We start from the raw sequence: 15298 nt of genomic DNA, 5'->3' as shown, positions 1-15298 counted from the left end.
CCCGGATGCCGGCTCGCACGCTGAGCGCCGCTGTGTCCCACGTGGGGCGCATCCGCGCGAACAACCAGGACTCCGGTTACGCCGGGCAGCACCTGTTCGCGGTGGCCGACGGCATGGGCGGGCACGCCGGCGGTGACGTGGCATCGGCGATCGCGATCCGTCGCATCCGCGAGGTCGACCGCGAGTTCACCTCCGCGCACGACGCCGAGTTCGCCCTGCAGTCCGCCCTGATCGCCGCGAACCAGCTCATCACCGAGACCGTGTTCGAGCACCAGGAGCTCACCGGCATGGGCACCACGGTGAGCGCCATGATCCGCGTCGGCGACCAGCTCGCGATCGCGCACATCGGCGACTCACGGATCTACCGCTGGCGCGACGGCGAACTGCAGCAGATCACGTCCGACCACACCTTCGTGCAGCGGCTCGTCGACAGCGGTCGGATCACGCCCGAGGAAGCCGCCGTGCACCCCCGGCGCTCCGTGCTGATGCGCGTCCTCGGCGACGTCGACGCGGCGCCCGAGGTCGACACGGCGGTCATGGACATCCGCCCCGGCGACCGCTGGCTGCTCTGTTCCGACGGCCTGTCCTCGTACCTGGCCGAGGAGCGCATCCGGCACGCCCTCGCGTCCTCGATGGACGCGAACCAGGTGACGCAGCGCCTCGTCAAGGAGACGCTCGACCACGGCGCGCCCGACAACGTCACCGTCGTCGTGCTCGACGTCACCGACTCCGAGCCCGGCGAGGACGACGACGCCGCCACCACCGTGGGGTCCGCCGCGGCCCCGCTGACGTTCGAGGCGCCCACCGGCCGGAAGCCGATCCGCCTCCCCACGATCCTGCTGCACCCGCTCAAGGTGTCCACCGCCCCGGAGGACTCGCACTTCGAGCCCGAGTCGGACCAGTACTTCGCCGAGCTCATCGCCGAGGACCGTCGTCGCCGCATCCGCCGTCGCATCTCGTGGTCGGTCGCGCTCGTCGTGGCGGTCCTGGTCCTCGTCGGAGCGGTGTTCATCGGCTACCGCATCGTGCAGGATCACTACTACGTGGGCACCGACGGCGGCTCGGTCGCGATCTACAAGGGCGTCCAGCAGACCATCGGGCCGGTGTCCCTGTCCGAGGTCTACGAGGACACCGACATCGCGATCGCCGAACTCCCCGACTTCACGCGTGACAACGTCCGCTCCACGATCAACGCGACGTCCCTCGACGACGCCCGCGAGATCGTCGAGCGACTGCGCACCGCGGCCGAGACCGGCCAGGACCAGAGCGGCACCGGCGGCTCCGGTGACCGTCCGTCGTCCTCACCTTCGCCCGGCCCGTCGTCGACGCGCAGCCCGTCGCCGTCCCCCTCCCCGTCCAGGAGCGCACGATGAGCGCCACGACCGCACCGTCGCTGACCCAGGCGATCACGATCAAGCTCCGCGAGCCCGCGCGCGCCCGGAACCTCGAACTCGTGCTGCTCGTCATCGCGTGCGGCATCTGCGCCGGCGCGATGGTCCTGGTGCAGCTCGGCACGAAGGGCAGGGTCTTCGACACGTCGGTGTTGTGGACCGGTGCGGCGATCCTCGGGCTCGCCCTCGTGATGCACGTCGTGCTCCGGGTCGTCGCGAAGAACGCCGACCCCTTCGTCCTGCCGGTCGCACTCGTGCTCAACGGCATCGGGATCGCCGAGATCTACCGGATCGACATCCACAACGGCGACACCGGGTGGGACGCGATCGGTGTCAAGCAGATCGTCTGGACCCTGCTCGCCATGGTGCTCGCCATCGCGACGCTGCTGCTCGTCCGGAACCACCGGTTCCTGCAGCGCTACCGCTACATCTTCATGCTGCTCACCATCGCGCTGCTCCTGCTGCCGATGCTGCCCGGGATCGGCACGAACATCGGCGGGGCCCGCGTCTGGATCCAGATCGGACCGTTCTCGTTCCAGCCCGGCGAGCTCGCGAAGATCACGATGGCCCTGTTCTTCGCCGGTTACCTGGTGACCGCGCGGGACAGCCTGTCGATCGTCGGCAAGAAGTTCCTCGGGATGACCTTCCCGCGGGCCCGTGACCTCGGCCCGATCCTCATCGTCTGGGGCGCCGCCATGAGCGTGCTGGTGTTCCAGCGCGACCTCGGCACGGCGCTGCTCTACTTCGGCCTGTTCCTCGTGATGATCTACGTCGCGACGGCGCGCCTCGGCTGGGTCGTCATCGGGCTCGGGCTGTTCATCGGCGGTGCCCTCGCAGCGGCGAGCGCCCTCGTGTACGTGCAGGGCCGGTTCGAGCAGTGGCTCGACCCGTTCGACCAGCAGATCTTCCTGCGGCAGACCCAGGGCAGCTACCAGCTCGTGCAGGGGCTCTTCGGCTTCGCGAACGGCGGCATCACGGGCACCGGCCTCGGCCAGGGCCGCCCGTACATCACGCCGGTCGCCAACGCCGACTACATCATCGCCTCCCTCGGCGAGGAGCTCGGGCTCATCGGGGTCTTCGCGATCCTCGGGCTCTTCGTGGTCCTCGTCTCCCGCGGCATCCGCGTCGGCTTCATGGCGCAGGACGACTTCGGCAAGCTGCTCGGGATCGGCTTCGGGTTCACGATCGCCCTGCAGGTCTTCGTGGTCGTCGGCGGCATCACCCGGATCATCCCGGTCACCGGCCTCACGACGCCGTTCATGGCGGCCGGTGGTTCGTCCCTCGTGGCGAACTGGATCATCGCGGCGATGCTGCTGCGGCTGACCGACTCCATCCCCGCCGAGCAGCGCATCCAGCAGGGTGCGGTCGCCGAGCGGGGCGACACCGGCCGCCGCCGACCCAGGAAGGAGCGCCGATGAACCGCCAACTCCGCGGCGTCTCGACCGTGATCGTGCTCATGTTCGTGGCCCTGTTCGTGTCGACGACGTCGATCCAGTTCTTCTCGGCGGACTCGCTCCGCGCGGACTCCAGGAACTCTCGGACCATCCTGGACAGTTACTCGACCAGGCGTGGTGCGATCCTGGTCGACGGCAAGCCCATCGCGCAGTCCACTGCAGTCGACGACCAGTACCAGTACCAGCGCGAGTACACCGACGGCGAGCTCTACTCCGCGGTCACCGGGCACTTCACGATCGGCCAGGGCAACACCGGCATCGAGAGCGCCGAGAACGCCGTCCTGTCGGGCAACTCCGACGAGTCCTTCTTCCAGAACCTCAACGCGATCCTGACCGGCCAGGACGTCCGGGGCGACAACGTCAACCTGACGATCGACCCGGACGTGCAGCGGGCCGCGTACGACGCCCTCGGCGCGAACACCGGCGCGGTCGTCGCGATCCAGCCGAAGACCGGCAAGATCCTCGCGATGGTGTCGAAGCCCGGGTACGACCCGAACACGCTGACCTCGCACGACACCGACGAGGTGATCGCGCGGTACCAGGCACTCGAGGCCGACGCGTCCAAGCCGCTGCAGAACCGTGCGATCGCCGGTGACCTGTACACCCCCGGGTCGGTCTTCAAGCTCGTCGTGGCCTCGGCCGCGCTGGCGAGCGGGGACTTCACCCTCGACTCGACGCTGCCGAACCCGTCGACCCTGACGCTCCCGGGCACGAGCTCGCGGATCAACAACGCCGAGGGTGGCAGCTGTGGTGGTGGCGACGAGGTGAAGCTGCGCGTCGCGATCCAGTACTCGTGCAACATCCCCTTCGCGGAACTCGGTCAGAAGCTCGGGTACGACACGATCAAGAAGACCGCCGACGCCTACGGGTTCGGCGACGTCATCGACATCCCGACCTCGGCCACACCGAGCCAGTACCCGGAGCCGGAGTCCACCGCGCAGCTGATGCTCAGCGCGTTCGGCCAGGCCAACGACCGGGTGACCCCGCTGCAGATGGCGATGGTGGCCTCCGGCATCGCGAACGGTGGTCGGGTGATGAAGCCGTCGCTCATCGAGTCGATCGAGACGAGCGACCTGAAGACCGTCGAGTCCTTCACCCCCCAGCAGTTCAGCGCTCCCCTGTCGTCCGGCCAGGCGGCCGACCTCACCGAGGCGATGCAGAGCGTCGTCGCCGCCGGGACGGGAACGAATGCGAAGATCGACGGGGTCGACGTCGCGGGCAAGACCGGCACCGCCGAGGGCGGCACGGGTGACCCGTACACACTCTGGTTCACGGGCTTCGCCCCGGCGAAGGACCCGGAGGTCGCGGTCGCCGTGGTCGTCGGGAACGGCGGCGGGCTCGGGCAGTCCGGGGTCGGCAACACGGTCGCGGCTCCCGTCGCGAAGAAAGTCATGGAGGCGGTGCTGAACAAATGAGACCCACCAGCGGACTCACCTTCGGTGGGCGGTACCAGCTCTCGTCCCGCGTCGCCATCGGCGGCATGGGAGAGGTGTGGCAAGCGACCGACCTGGTCATCGGTCGCACCGTCGCCCTGAAGATCCTCAAGGACGAGTACCTCGGCGACCCCGGGTTCCTCGAGCGGTTCCGCGCGGAGGCCCGGCACGCCGCACTCGTCAACCACGAGGGCATCGCCAACGTCTTCGACTACGGCGAGGAGGACGGCAGCGCCTACCTCGTGATGGAGCTCGTCCCGGGCGAGGCGCTCTCCACGATGATCGAGCGGGAGCACACCCTCCCGGTGGACAAGGTCCTCGACATCGTCGCGCAGACGGCGAACGCGCTGCAGGCCGCGCACGCGGTCGGACTGGTGCACCGCGACATCAAGCCGGGCAACCTGCTCATCACCCCCGACGGCCGCGTGAAGATCACCGACTTCGGGATCGCCCGCATCGCGGACCAGGTCCCGCTGACGGCCACGGGCCAGGTCATGGGCACGGTCCAGTACCTCTCGCCCGAGCAGGCGAGCGGTCACCCCGCCTCCCCCTCGACGGACATCTACTCCCTCGGCATCGTCGCGTACGAGTGCCTGGCCGGACGCCGACCCTTCACGGGCGAGTCGCAGGTCGCGATCGCGATGGCGCACATCAACGAGCAGCCGCCCGCGCTCCCGGGCACGGTCCCGGAGCCGGTCGCGGCACTCGTGATGTCCTGCATCGCGAAGAAGCCCGCCGACCGTCCGGCCACGGCCGCGAACCTCGCGCGCGCCGCCCAGGCCCTCCGTCGCGGTGACGTCGCCGCGGCGACCGTGGCCGTACCCGCCCTCGCCGGCGCCGGGACCGTCGCCTTCAACCCGCCCGCCGGGAACGACGACGCCACGGCCCTGATCGGCACCCAGCCGAACGCCCCCGTGGTCGGCGGCGCCCCTCGGACGCCCGTCGGGCCGGAGGACGAGGACGACGAGCGGAAGAGCCGCGCCTGGATCTGGTGGGTCATCGCGGCCGTGGTCGTCGCGGCACTCGTCATCGGCGGTGTCGTGTTCGCGAACCGGGACCAGGACGCCGGTCCCGATCCCGACCCGACCCCGTCATCGGCGCCCAGCCGGACGAGGACACCCAGCCAGGAACCGACCACGGCACCCCAGCCGACCGCGGTGCGGACGACGATCGACCCCGGCGACTACGTCGGACGTCCGACCGCCGAGGTCCGCTCGGAGCTCCAGGGGCTCGGCTTCGACGTGCAGGTGCAGGACGGCGACCCGGCCGCCTCCGCCGAGCAGGCGAACACCGTGCAGTCGATCAGCCCCACCGGGAGCCTCGCCGAGGGCGCGCTCGTGACCCTGCGGGAGTACACCGCGCCGCCGTCGGTCAACAAGCCGAACACCCCGAGCGCGGGCGCTGTCTCGGCCACCGGCGCCGTGACGTTCAGCTGGTCCACCGCGACCTGCCCGACCGGGTACACCGTCTCGAAGTACTCCTGGACGGTCTCGGGCGGCAAGGACGGGTCCGGCGCGACGAGCGGCGACACGTCGGAGACGTCCGTCGACATCCAGGCCGACCAGCCCGGCAACGACGTGACACTGTCGTACACGGTCACCTGCGGCAACCTCGCCGCGTCCAGCAGCTCGGACCCGGCGACCGCCACGTGGGTGCAGCCGCAGGAGCCGACCGACGCGCCGACGCCGACGGAGACGCCGCAGGACTGACGCGACGGAAGAGCCGTTCCGAGGCCCCGACACGATCCGTGTCGGGGCCTCGCCACGTTCCGGTAACGGTTGACTCCGGCGGGCCGCCGGCCAGGGTCTCACCAGAAACCCCTGCCGTACACTTGCCCGGACGGACATTCGGAGGAGTACGTGCCAGAAGGTGTGACCGCGGGGATCACGCTCCTCGCCAACCGCTACGAGATCGGTGAGGTCATCGGTCGAGGGGGCATGGCCACCGTCCACGTCGGGACCGACACTCGACTGGGTCGGCGGGTCGCCGTGAAGTTGCTCAAGCCGAGCCTCGCCAACGACCCCGCCTTCCGCACGCGGTTCCGGCAGGAGGCCCAGGCGGCTGCCCGCATGGCGCACCCGACCATCGTCCGCGTCTACGACGCCGGCGAGGAGACCGTCCGCGAGTCCACGGGCTCGGAGGTGCAGGTCCCCTTCATCGTCATGGAGTTCGTCGAGGGGCGTCCGCTCAGCGAGATCGTGGCCGAGGGTCCGGTCGTGCAGGAGGAAGCGGCCCGCATCGTCGAGGGCATCCTGACCGCCCTCGAGTTCTCGCACCGGGCCGGCGTCGTCCACCGGGACATCAAGCCCGCGAACGTGATGATCACGCACTCCGGCCAGGTGAAGGTGATGGACTTCGGCATTGCCCGCGCCATCACCGACACGTCGGCCACGGTGGCGCAGACCACGTCGATCCTCGGCACCGCGTCGTACTTCTCACCGGAACAGGCGCGCGGCGAGCTCGTTGACGCCCGGACGGACCTCTACTCGACCGGCATCGTGCTGTTCGAGCTCCTGACCGGCCGGCCGCCGTTCCTCGGCGCGTCACCGGTCGCGGTCGCGTACCAGCACGTCAGCGAGCAGCCGGTCGCGCCGTCGACCATCACGACCACCGTGTCACCGGCGCTCGATGCCGTCACACTGCACGCCCTCGTGAAGGACCGCACCCGACGCTTCCAGAACGCGGCGGAGTTCCGTCGCGACCTGCAGCAGGCGGCCGCTGGTCACGTGCCCACCTCGTCGAAGAAGCTCGCCGCGGCCGCTGCCGACGACGCCTCCCTGCTGTTCGGGGTCAACCCGCGAGCGGCGGCCACCGCCGACGTGGCGTTCCGTGAGCTCGACGACACGCAGGAACGGCCGCCCCAGCGCACCCAGAACCGCCCGCCGGTGGCGTGGATTTGGCTCGGCATCCTCCTGACGATCGCCGTCATCGCAGCGGTCGCGTACTTCGTCGTGAACCTCGAGCCGGGCAAGCCCCCGGTCAGCTCCTCGATCAAGGTGCCGTCCGTCGCCGGGCAGACCTACAAGGACGCGCGCCAACGACTCCTCACGCGCGGGTTGACACCGGTGGGTGTCGGGGAGTCCTCCGACGACGTGGCCAAGAACGATGTCATCCGGTCGGAGCCCGGATCGGGGACGTCGGTCGCCCGCAAGCAGGAGGTCCGCGTCGTGTACTCGACCGGCCCCGAGGAGGTCGCCGTCCCGGACGTCGGCTCGGCCGCGCAGGACGCCGCGACCGAGCAGCTCGAGGACGCTGGGTTCGTGGTCGGTGCCGTCACCTCCGACTACTCGGCCACCATCCCCGAAGGCACCGTCATGAGCACCGACCCGGCTTCCGGCGGCACGCTCCCGAAGGGCTCGGTCATCGACCTGGTCGTGTCGAACGGCAAGGTCCAGCTCCCCGACGTGACCCAGCAGCCGTTCACCACGGCCGACTCGACCCTGCGCGGCCTCGGCCTCACGGTGCAGGGGTCGCCCACGAACGTCTGCGCGGGCAACACCGTCACGCAGCAGAGCGTCCCGCGCGGCGACGTCCCACAGGGCAGCACGGTCGTCCTGACGTACTGCGCGGCGTCCGTCCAGCCCACCCGTCGGCCGGACGTACCCGCGGCACCGTCGGGCGGGGACGACGGTGGGAACGGCGCCGGGTTCCAGGGCGACGACGACGGGGACGACTGACCGCCCGGTCTGACTAGCGGCCCGTGATGAGCGGTCCGAGCCCGGCTGCACGCTCCGCTGCGCCGCCGAGGCCGGTCGTCTCGAGCCAGTTGCCCACCATGCGGTAGCCGCCCTCGGTGAGCACCGACTCCGGGTGGAACTGCACGCCGTACACCGGGGCGCCGCGGTGTTGCACGCCCATGATGACGCCGCCGGCGGTCCGTGCCGTCACGGTCAACTCGTCCGGGACGGTGCCGTCGACGATGGCCAGCGAGTGGTACCGGGTCGCGGTGAAGGGGTGCGGGACACCCGAGAACAGCACGCTGTCGTCGTGGTCCACCTGCGAGGTCTTGCCGTGCATGAGCTCCTCGGCGTGGGTGACGGTCGCTCCGAGCGCCTCCGCGATGGCCTGGTGCCCGAGGCACACGCCGAGCAGGGGCTTGTCGGCGGCGATGGCCGCACGGACGGTCGGGATCGAGACGCCCGCGTCCGCCGGGGTGCCAGGGCCGGGCGACAGCAGGACGCCGTCGTACTCGGCGATCCGGTCCGCGATCTCGTCCTCCGGGAAGGCGTCGTTGCGCACCACGTCGGTGTCGGCACCGAGCTGCTGGACGTAGCCGTTGAGGGTGTACACGAAGCTGTCGTAGTTGTCGACGACGAGGATCTTGGTCATGGGCCGTTCACCGTACTCGTGGGAGATGTGAGCAGCCTCCGTCGGCCCGCGCTCACGCCTGGTGACGGTAGGATACCGGCCATGGCCATGGACAAGGACCGCACCAAGCCCGCCCGGACGACCCGAGCCGACTCGGTGGACACCGCGGGGGACCAGCCCAACCCCGTGTGGTTCAAGCCGGTCATGTTCGGCTTCATGCTCATCGGCCTCGCGTGGGTGATCGTCTTCTACGTCTCCGGCGGCACGCTCCCGGTCCCGACGCTGAACTCCTGGAACATCCTCATCGGCTTCGGCATCATGTTCGTCGGCTTCCTGATGACCACGCGGTGGCGCTGAGCGCCACTGCCCGATCGACGCCCGTCGCACCCGCTGGTGCGGCGGGCGTCGTCGTTTCTCCACAAGCTCGTCGCTCTTCACGCGCCGGACGGGAGGCTCGGCAGTGCTTCTCCACAGATCAGCCGGTTCTCCACACATCGGTCCACACCCCCGTCAGGGAGTTGTCCACAGCCTCTTCCACAGTGGGGATAATCACACCGCTGTAACTCACTGGTTTGTCCACACCTGTGGAGAAGTCCTGCGGATGGTGTGGACAACCGCGGTATCCCGTCCCTCCGCAGAAGTGCGCCGGGCAGGACAGCCGGCAGCGAACGTGAGAACGCCCCGTCGCTGAGGCGACGGGGCGTTCTCGAAATGGTGCCGAGCTGTCTCAGGCGGAGGTGAGTGCGTACCCGACGAAGCAGAGCGCGATGGCGACCACGGCCTCCAGGCCGAGCAGGGTGGCCTGCAGTCCGCGCTGGCGCACGTTCCGCGTCCGCGCGAAGACGAACCCGGTGACGAAGCCCGCCAGGACGCCGCCGACGTGGGCCTGCCAGGAGATGTTGGTGCCGGGCAGGAACCCGATCACCAGGTTCAGGCCGATGATCACGAGCAACTGGACCGCGTTGTTCCCCAGGCTGCGCTGCAGGACGAAGAACGCCGCGAACAGTCCGAAGATGGCGCCCGACGCCCCGACCACCCACGTGCCGGGGGCCAGGAACGTCACGAGCATCGACCCGGCGATCCCGGAGATGACGTACAGCGCCAGGAACCGCCACGTGCCGAGCATGTTCTCGAGCATCCGTCCGAAGATGAACAGCGCCCACATGTTGAACAGGATGTGGAAGACACCCGAGTGCACGAACAGCACGGTGACGATGCGCCACGGCTGCGTCGGCAGGAGCGCCGAGTTGTACGCGAGCCACTGCGCCAGGAAGCCCCCGGACAGCCGGTCGAGCAACCAGACGACCACCGAGACGGCGATCAGGACGACCGTCGCCTTCTGGTCGAGCATCGCGAAGCGGCGCCGCGCGACGGTCAGGCTGCTCGGGCCGGAAGCCCGACGGTTCTCCGTGAACTTCGCCCGCTGCTCGCGGACGCACTCGGGGCAGTGCACCCCTACCGCCGCCGGCGTCTGGCACTCCGGGCAGATGGTCCGCCCGCAGCGCTGGCAGAGCACGAAGCTCTGCCGATCGGGATGCCGGTAGCAGGTGTTCGACGACGCCGAGGTGGGATCGGTCACTCGGGTCAGACGTCCTCGACGTCGATGCTCTGGATGACGACGTCCTCGACCGGCTTGTCACGGCCGTCCGTCTGGACGCCCTCGATCGTGTCGACGACCGCGCGGGACTCGTCGTCCGCGACCTCGCCGAAGATGGTGTGCTTGCCCTGGAGCCACGGGGTCGCCACCGTGGTGATGAAGAACTGCGAACCGTTGGTGCCACGGCCGCCCTGGATGCCGGCGTTCGCCATGGCGAAGATGTAGGGGTTCTGGAACGTGAGCTCGGGGGAGATCTCGTCGTCGAAGCGGTACCCGGGGCCACCGATGCCCTGGCCGAGCGGGTCGCCGCCCTGGATCATGAAGTCCTTGATGATGCGGTGGAAGACGACACCGTCGTAGAGCTTGTCGGTCGACACCTTGCCGGTGCCGGGGTGCGTCCACTCCTGCGTACCGGTCGCGAGACCGACGAAGTTCTGGACGGTCTTCGGTGCGTGGTTGCCGAAGAGGTTGACGCGGATGTCGCCCTTGTTGGTGTGGATCGTTGCGACAGCGGTGTGCAGAGACATGACCCGATTCTCGCATGTGCCGCTGGATGTGCACGGGACGCACAGCCGGTGATCTGTGACCTGTCAGGCGTCCTGGTGGCAGGATGGGTGGCACGTCGACCCATGGAGGTACCGAATGTCGATCGAGATCCCGCGCAAGCGTCGGAAGCAGATCAAGAAGCTCAAGGGCAAGACCGCCACGCTCCTCGGTGAGCAGCGGAAGGTCCTGGAGCACGCGAACGCGATCCTGGCCGAAGCTCGTGGCCACGCCGCAGATGCTGCCCGGAAGGACCTCGCTCCCCGCGTCCAGAATGCCATCGACAACGGGATCCGTCCCGCGGTGGCCACCGGTGTGCACGCCGCGACCTCTGCAGCGCAGAGTGCCTCGCACCGGTTCCAGTCGGAGGTCGTGCCCGGCCTCATCTCGACCGCGGGCTCCGTGCTCAGCGTCGGCGACCTGGCGAAGGACCCGCGGGTGCAGAAGATCGTGCAGGAAGCACAGAAGCGCGGCGGGAAGTTCCTCAAGCAGGCTCCCGTCCCGGAGAAGAAGGGCATCGGGTTCGGTGGGGTCGCCCTCATCGTCGTCGGTGTCGTCGCGGTCGCGGGCGCTGCCTACGCCGCGTACCAGACGCTCCGTGCGGACGACGACCTCTGGGTCGCCGACGATGCGGACAACGCGGGCAAGCCCGCCGCCTGACCTCCTGGTTCGTTCGAAGGGCCCCGGCACCGCGCCGGGGCCCTTCGTCGTTCCCGGAGGCCCGGGCGCCCCGCCCCGCCCCGTCCCGGCCCCGCCCCGGCCCCGAGGTCGCACGACTCGCCGCCGCCCGAACGTCGAGGTTCCACAATTTGCGCACCTCGACTGTCGAGAGCAGCGAATTGCGGAACCTCGACGGACAGCGCGCGGCACGTCGTGCAACCTCGCTGCAACCGCCGAGGTGACCCCGCGAGGACCGATGCCCGAGCGAGCACGGCCCCATCAGAGCACCCTGACCCGCGTCATGTCGGAGCTCGAGGTCGCACAACACGCCGTGACCCGATCGCTGAGGTTCCACAATTCGCGCATCTCGAGCGCCGAGAGCAGCACATTGCGGAACCTCGACGGACAGCGCGCGGCGCGGCGCGGCACGGCACGACGCAGGAGCAGCGGCGCCGAACGGCACGACGGCCGACCGCGGCGGAGCGAGGAACGAGCGGAGCAGAGCTCACGCAGAGGGAGTGGAGCCTAGGAGATTCGAACTCCTGACATCTGCCTTGCAAAGGCAGCGCTCTACCAACTGAGCTAAGGCCCCGGAGCGACCGGACCGGTCGCGACGTCGAGACTTCCGACGCGGGAGTTGAGTTGTGGTGGGGCTACAAGGACTTGAACCTTGGACCTCTTCGTTATCAGCGAAGCGCTCTAACCGCCTGAGCTATAGCCCCTCAGACCGGATGAAAGCCTACCCCACGATCACGCTGGAGCGAAATCGAGGCGATGGGCGCCACCCGGACCGGGTCAGTTGTTGGTGAAGCCGACGAGCACGCCGCCCGTGATCCGCACGCTGAGGTTGTACAGGACACTGACGATCGCGCCGAGCACGGTCCCGACCACGACGTTGAGGATGCCGACGACGACCGAGAAGCCAAGGACCTGGCCCAGCGAGAACTGGTCCATGATCGAGTAGCTGTTCTGCCCCGTGACGTCCTTCAGCAGGCTGTCGATCTGCTCGAACACCCCGGTCTGGTTCAGGATGATCCACACCAGCGCCGTGGCCACGACGATCACGATCGAGCCGGCCAGGGCGATGAGGAAGGAGAGCTTCACCATCGACCAGAAGTCGACGTAGACCAGACGGAGTCGCACCTGACGAGTGCCGACGGGCCGCTTCGCCTTCCGCTGGAGCTTCTCGGCGACACTACTCATTGCTTGACTCGTCCTCTCCGGCCTCGGCAGGCTCGGCGTCGGTGGGCAGTGCGTCCGCGGAGACTTCCTCCACGAGCTCTGCGTCGGCGGCGTCGGCGACCGCGTCGTCCGGGCTGACGGTCTCGACCGGGCCGGCGGGCTCGATCTCGGCGTCCTCCTGGTCGTCCAGGTTCCGCTCACTGTTCCGGGCCACGGCGATGATCCGGTCGTTCTCCGCGAACCTCGCGAAGACGACCCCCATCGTGTCGCGTCCCTTGGCGGGGACCTCGGCCACGGCAGACCTTACCACCTTGCCCGATTGCAGCACGACGAGCACCTCGTCGTCCGCACCGACGATGAGCGCACCGACCAGGTCGCCGCGATCGGCCGCCAGACGGGCGACCTTGATGCCGAGTCCGCCGCGTCCCTGGATGCGGTACTGGTCGACGGACGTGCGCTTGGCGTAGCCGCCCTCGGTCATCACCCAGACGAAACCGTCGTCCGAGACGACCGAGGCCGAGAGCAGGGTGTCGTCGCCGCGGAAGGACATGCCCTTCACGCCGGACGTCGACCGACCCATCGGCCGGAGTGCGTCGTTCGTGGCGGTGAAGCGGAGCGACATGCCGTGCCGGGACACGAGCAGCAGGTCGTCGTGCTCGTCGACGAGCAGCGCCGAGCGGAGCTTGTCGCCCTCGCGCAGGTTGATCGCGATGATGCCGCCGGTGCGGTTCGTGTCGTACTCGGTGAGCGCGGTCTTCTTCACGAGACCCTGCTCGGTGGCGAGGACGAGGTACTGCGCCGCCTCGTAGTCGCGGATGTCGAGCACCTGCTGGATCTGCTCGTCCGGCTGCATGGCGAGGAGGTTCGCCGAGTGCTGGCCCTTGGCGTCACGCCCGGCCTCCTGCAGCTCGTACGCCTTCGCACGGTAGACGCGACCCTGGTCGGTGAGGAACAGCAACCAGTGGTGGGTCGTCGTGACGAAGAAGTGCTCGACGACGTCGTCCGCGCGGAGCTGGGCGCCGCGGACACCACGGCCACCGCGGTGCTGCGAGCGGTACTGGTCGCTCCGCGTGCGCTTGACGTAGCCGCCGCGGGTGATGGTGACGACGACCTCCTCCTCGGGGATCAGGTCTTCCATGCTCATGTCGCCGTCGAAGCCGAGCATGATCTCGGTCCGACGGTCGTCACCGAAGCGGTCGACGATCTCGGTGAGTTCGTCGATGATGATCGAGCGCTGGCGCTCCGGGCGGGCGAGGATGTCCTCGAAGTCGGCGATCTTGAGCTCGAGCGCCTCGGCCTCCTCGTGGATCTTCTGACGCTCGAGTGCGGCCAGACGACGCAGCTGGAGTTCGAGGATCGCGCGGGCCTGGATCTCGTCGACGGACAGCAGCTCCATCAGGCCGTTGCGGGCCTCCTCGACGTCGGGCGACCGACGGATGAGGGCGATGACCTCGTCGAGGGCGTCGAGCGCCGCGAGGTACCCGCGCAGGATGTGCGCACGCTTCTCGGCCTCGCGCAGGCGGAACCGGGTCCGCCGGACGATGACCTCGATCTGGTGGTCGACCCAGGCAGAGATGAACCCGTCGAGCGCCAGGGTGCGGGGCACGCCGTCGACGATCGCGAGCATGTTCGCGCCGAAGTTCTCCTGCAGCTGTGTGTGCTTGTACAGGTTGTTGAGCACGACCTTGGCGACTGCGTCACGCTTCAGCACGATGACCAGGCGCTGCCCGGTGCGGCCGGAGGTCTCGTCACGGATGTCGGCGACGCCGGCGAGACGGCCGTCCTTGACGAGTTCGGCGATCTTGATCGCGAGGTTGTCGGGGTTGACCTGGTACGGCAGTTCGGTGACGACGAGGCAGGTGCGGCCCTGGATCTCCTCGACGTTGACGACCGCCCGCATCGTGATCGATCCGCGACCGGTCCGGTAGGCGTCGACGATGCCCCGGGTGCCGAGGATCTGCGCGCCGGTCGGGAAGTCGGGACCCTTGATGCGCTGCATGAGCGCCTCGAGGAGTTCCTCGCGCGAGGCGTCCGGGTGCTCGAGCGCCCACACCGCGCCGGCGGCGACCTCGCGCAGGTTGTGCGGCGGGATGTTCGTGGCCATACCGACCGCGATGCCGACCGAGCCGTTGACGAGCAGGTTCGGGAAGCGCGACGGCAGGATGGACGGCTCCTGCGTGCGACCGTCGTAGTTGTCCTGGAAGTCGACGGTCTCTTCCTCTATGTCCCGCACCATCTCGAGCGCGAGCGGGGCCATCTTGGTCTCGGTGTACCGCGGGGCCGCGGCGCCGTCGTTGCCCGGGGACCCGAAGTTGCCCTGACCGAGCGCGAGCGGGTACCGGAGCGACCACGGCTGCACCAGTCGGACGAGTGCGTCGTAGATGGCGCTGTCACCGTGCGGGTGGAACTGGCCCATCACGTCGCCGACCACGCGCGAGCACTTCGAGAAGGCCCGGTCCGGTCGGTAGCCGCCGTCGTACATCGCGTAGATCACGCGGCGGTGCACGGGCTTCAGGCCGTCGCGGACCTCCGGCAGGGCGCGTCCGACGATGACGGACATCGCGTAGTCGAGGTACGAGCGCTGCATCTCGAGCTGCAGGTCCACCTGCGAGATGCGGTCACCGGAGACGACGATGTCCCCGCTCGAGCCGTGCACGATCTCGGGCTCGTCGGCGCCGTTCTCGTTGTCGTCAGCCATGTGCTTGCGTTGCCTTCCTTGACAGCCTGGAG

Annotated in this window: 12 protein-coding genes and 2 tRNA genes; 7 read left to right on the top strand and 7 right to left on the bottom strand. The window is 69.1% G+C overall.

What is annotated here, in order from left to right; all coding sequences use genetic code 11:
* Positions 1–5: 5 nt before the first annotated feature.
* The 5 genes from DEI84_RS01735 (at position 6) to pknB (ending at position 7955) form a co-directional block, all read left to right on the top strand.
* Positions 6–1373, top strand: a complete 1368-nt coding sequence (locus DEI84_RS01735) for a Stp1/IreP family PP2C-type Ser/Thr phosphatase (protein ID WP_110825758.1) — start codon at positions 6–8, stop codon at positions 1371–1373.
* Positions 1370–2809: an FtsW/RodA/SpoVE family cell cycle protein gene (locus DEI84_RS01730; protein WP_110825759.1), complete on the top strand. Its 1440-nt coding sequence runs from the start codon at positions 1370–1372 to the stop codon at positions 2807–2809. Before DEI84_RS01735 ends, DEI84_RS01730 begins: the two co-directional genes overlap by 4 nt.
* Positions 2806–4260 carry a penicillin-binding protein 2 gene (locus DEI84_RS01725; protein WP_110825760.1) on the top strand — a complete coding sequence of 485 codons (1455 nt, stop codon included), beginning with the start codon at positions 2806–2808 and terminating at the stop codon, positions 4258–4260. The genes DEI84_RS01730 and DEI84_RS01725 overlap by 4 nt, the downstream gene beginning before the upstream one ends.
* Positions 4257–5987: a serine/threonine-protein kinase gene (locus DEI84_RS01720; protein ID WP_110889432.1), complete on the top strand. Its 1731-nt coding sequence runs from the start codon at positions 4257–4259 to the stop codon at positions 5985–5987. Before DEI84_RS01725 ends, DEI84_RS01720 begins: the two co-directional genes overlap by 4 nt.
* A gap of 150 nt (positions 5988–6137) precedes the next feature.
* Entirely contained in the window at positions 6138–7955 is a 1818-nt protein-coding gene (gene pknB, locus DEI84_RS01715; RefSeq protein WP_258371654.1) for a Stk1 family PASTA domain-containing Ser/Thr kinase, read from the top strand.
* 13 nt (positions 7956–7968) lie between these two features.
* Here the strand turns inward: pknB and DEI84_RS01710 are convergent, their stop codons facing one another.
* On the bottom strand, positions 7969–8607 hold the full coding sequence (locus tag DEI84_RS01710) for an aminodeoxychorismate/anthranilate synthase component II (protein WP_110825763.1): 639 nt from the start codon (positions 8605–8607) through the stop codon (positions 7969–7971).
* A gap of 81 nt (positions 8608–8688) precedes the next feature.
* Between DEI84_RS01710 and DEI84_RS01705 the strand changes: the two genes are divergently transcribed.
* Positions 8689–8943 (top strand): cell division protein CrgA, encoded by a 255-nt coding sequence (locus DEI84_RS01705; RefSeq protein ID WP_110825764.1) that lies wholly within the window; start codon positions 8689–8691, stop codon positions 8941–8943.
* A gap of 370 nt (positions 8944–9313) precedes the next feature.
* Here the strand turns inward: DEI84_RS01705 and DEI84_RS01700 are convergent, their stop codons facing one another.
* Both DEI84_RS01700 and DEI84_RS01695 read right to left on the bottom strand, forming a co-directional pair.
* Positions 9314–10165: a rhomboid family intramembrane serine protease gene (locus tag DEI84_RS01700; protein ID WP_110889430.1), complete on the bottom strand. Its 852-nt coding sequence runs from the start codon at positions 10163–10165 to the stop codon at positions 9314–9316.
* 5 nt (positions 10166–10170) lie between these two features.
* Positions 10171–10710 (bottom strand): peptidylprolyl isomerase, encoded by a 540-nt coding sequence (locus tag DEI84_RS01695; protein ID WP_110825766.1) that lies wholly within the window; start codon positions 10708–10710, stop codon positions 10171–10173.
* 115 nt (positions 10711–10825) lie between these two features.
* Here DEI84_RS01695 and DEI84_RS01690 point away from each other — a divergent pair, with 115 nt between their 5' ends.
* The gene (locus tag DEI84_RS01690) at positions 10826–11386 is read left to right on the top strand and encodes a hypothetical protein (protein ID WP_110889429.1); all 561 of its coding nucleotides are present in this window, start codon (positions 10826–10828) and stop codon (positions 11384–11386) included.
* A gap of 519 nt (positions 11387–11905) precedes the next feature.
* Here the strand turns inward: DEI84_RS01690 and DEI84_RS01685 are convergent.
* From DEI84_RS01685 to gyrA, 4 genes are all read right to left on the bottom strand, one after another.
* Positions 11906–11978 (bottom strand) — tRNA-Ala (locus DEI84_RS01685).
* A gap of 53 nt (positions 11979–12031) precedes the next feature.
* Positions 12032–12108 (bottom strand) — tRNA-Ile (locus DEI84_RS01680).
* Between the two features lie 73 nt (positions 12109–12181).
* On the bottom strand, positions 12182–12589 hold the full coding sequence (locus DEI84_RS01675; protein WP_110825768.1) for a DUF3566 domain-containing protein: 408 nt from the start codon (positions 12587–12589) through the stop codon (positions 12182–12184).
* Positions 12582–15266 carry a DNA gyrase subunit A gene (gene gyrA / locus DEI84_RS01670; RefSeq protein ID WP_181420299.1) on the bottom strand — a complete coding sequence of 895 codons (2685 nt, stop codon included), beginning with the start codon at positions 15264–15266 and terminating at the stop codon, positions 12582–12584. The genes DEI84_RS01675 and gyrA overlap by 8 nt, the downstream gene beginning before the upstream one ends.
* Between the last annotated feature and the right edge of the window lie 32 nt (positions 15267–15298).

This window comes from Curtobacterium sp. MCBD17_023 (assembly GCF_003224415.1).
Classification (GTDB): domain Bacteria; phylum Actinomycetota; class Actinomycetes; order Actinomycetales; family Microbacteriaceae; genus Curtobacterium.
This window is presented reverse-complemented; position numbering and strand designations above follow the sequence as displayed.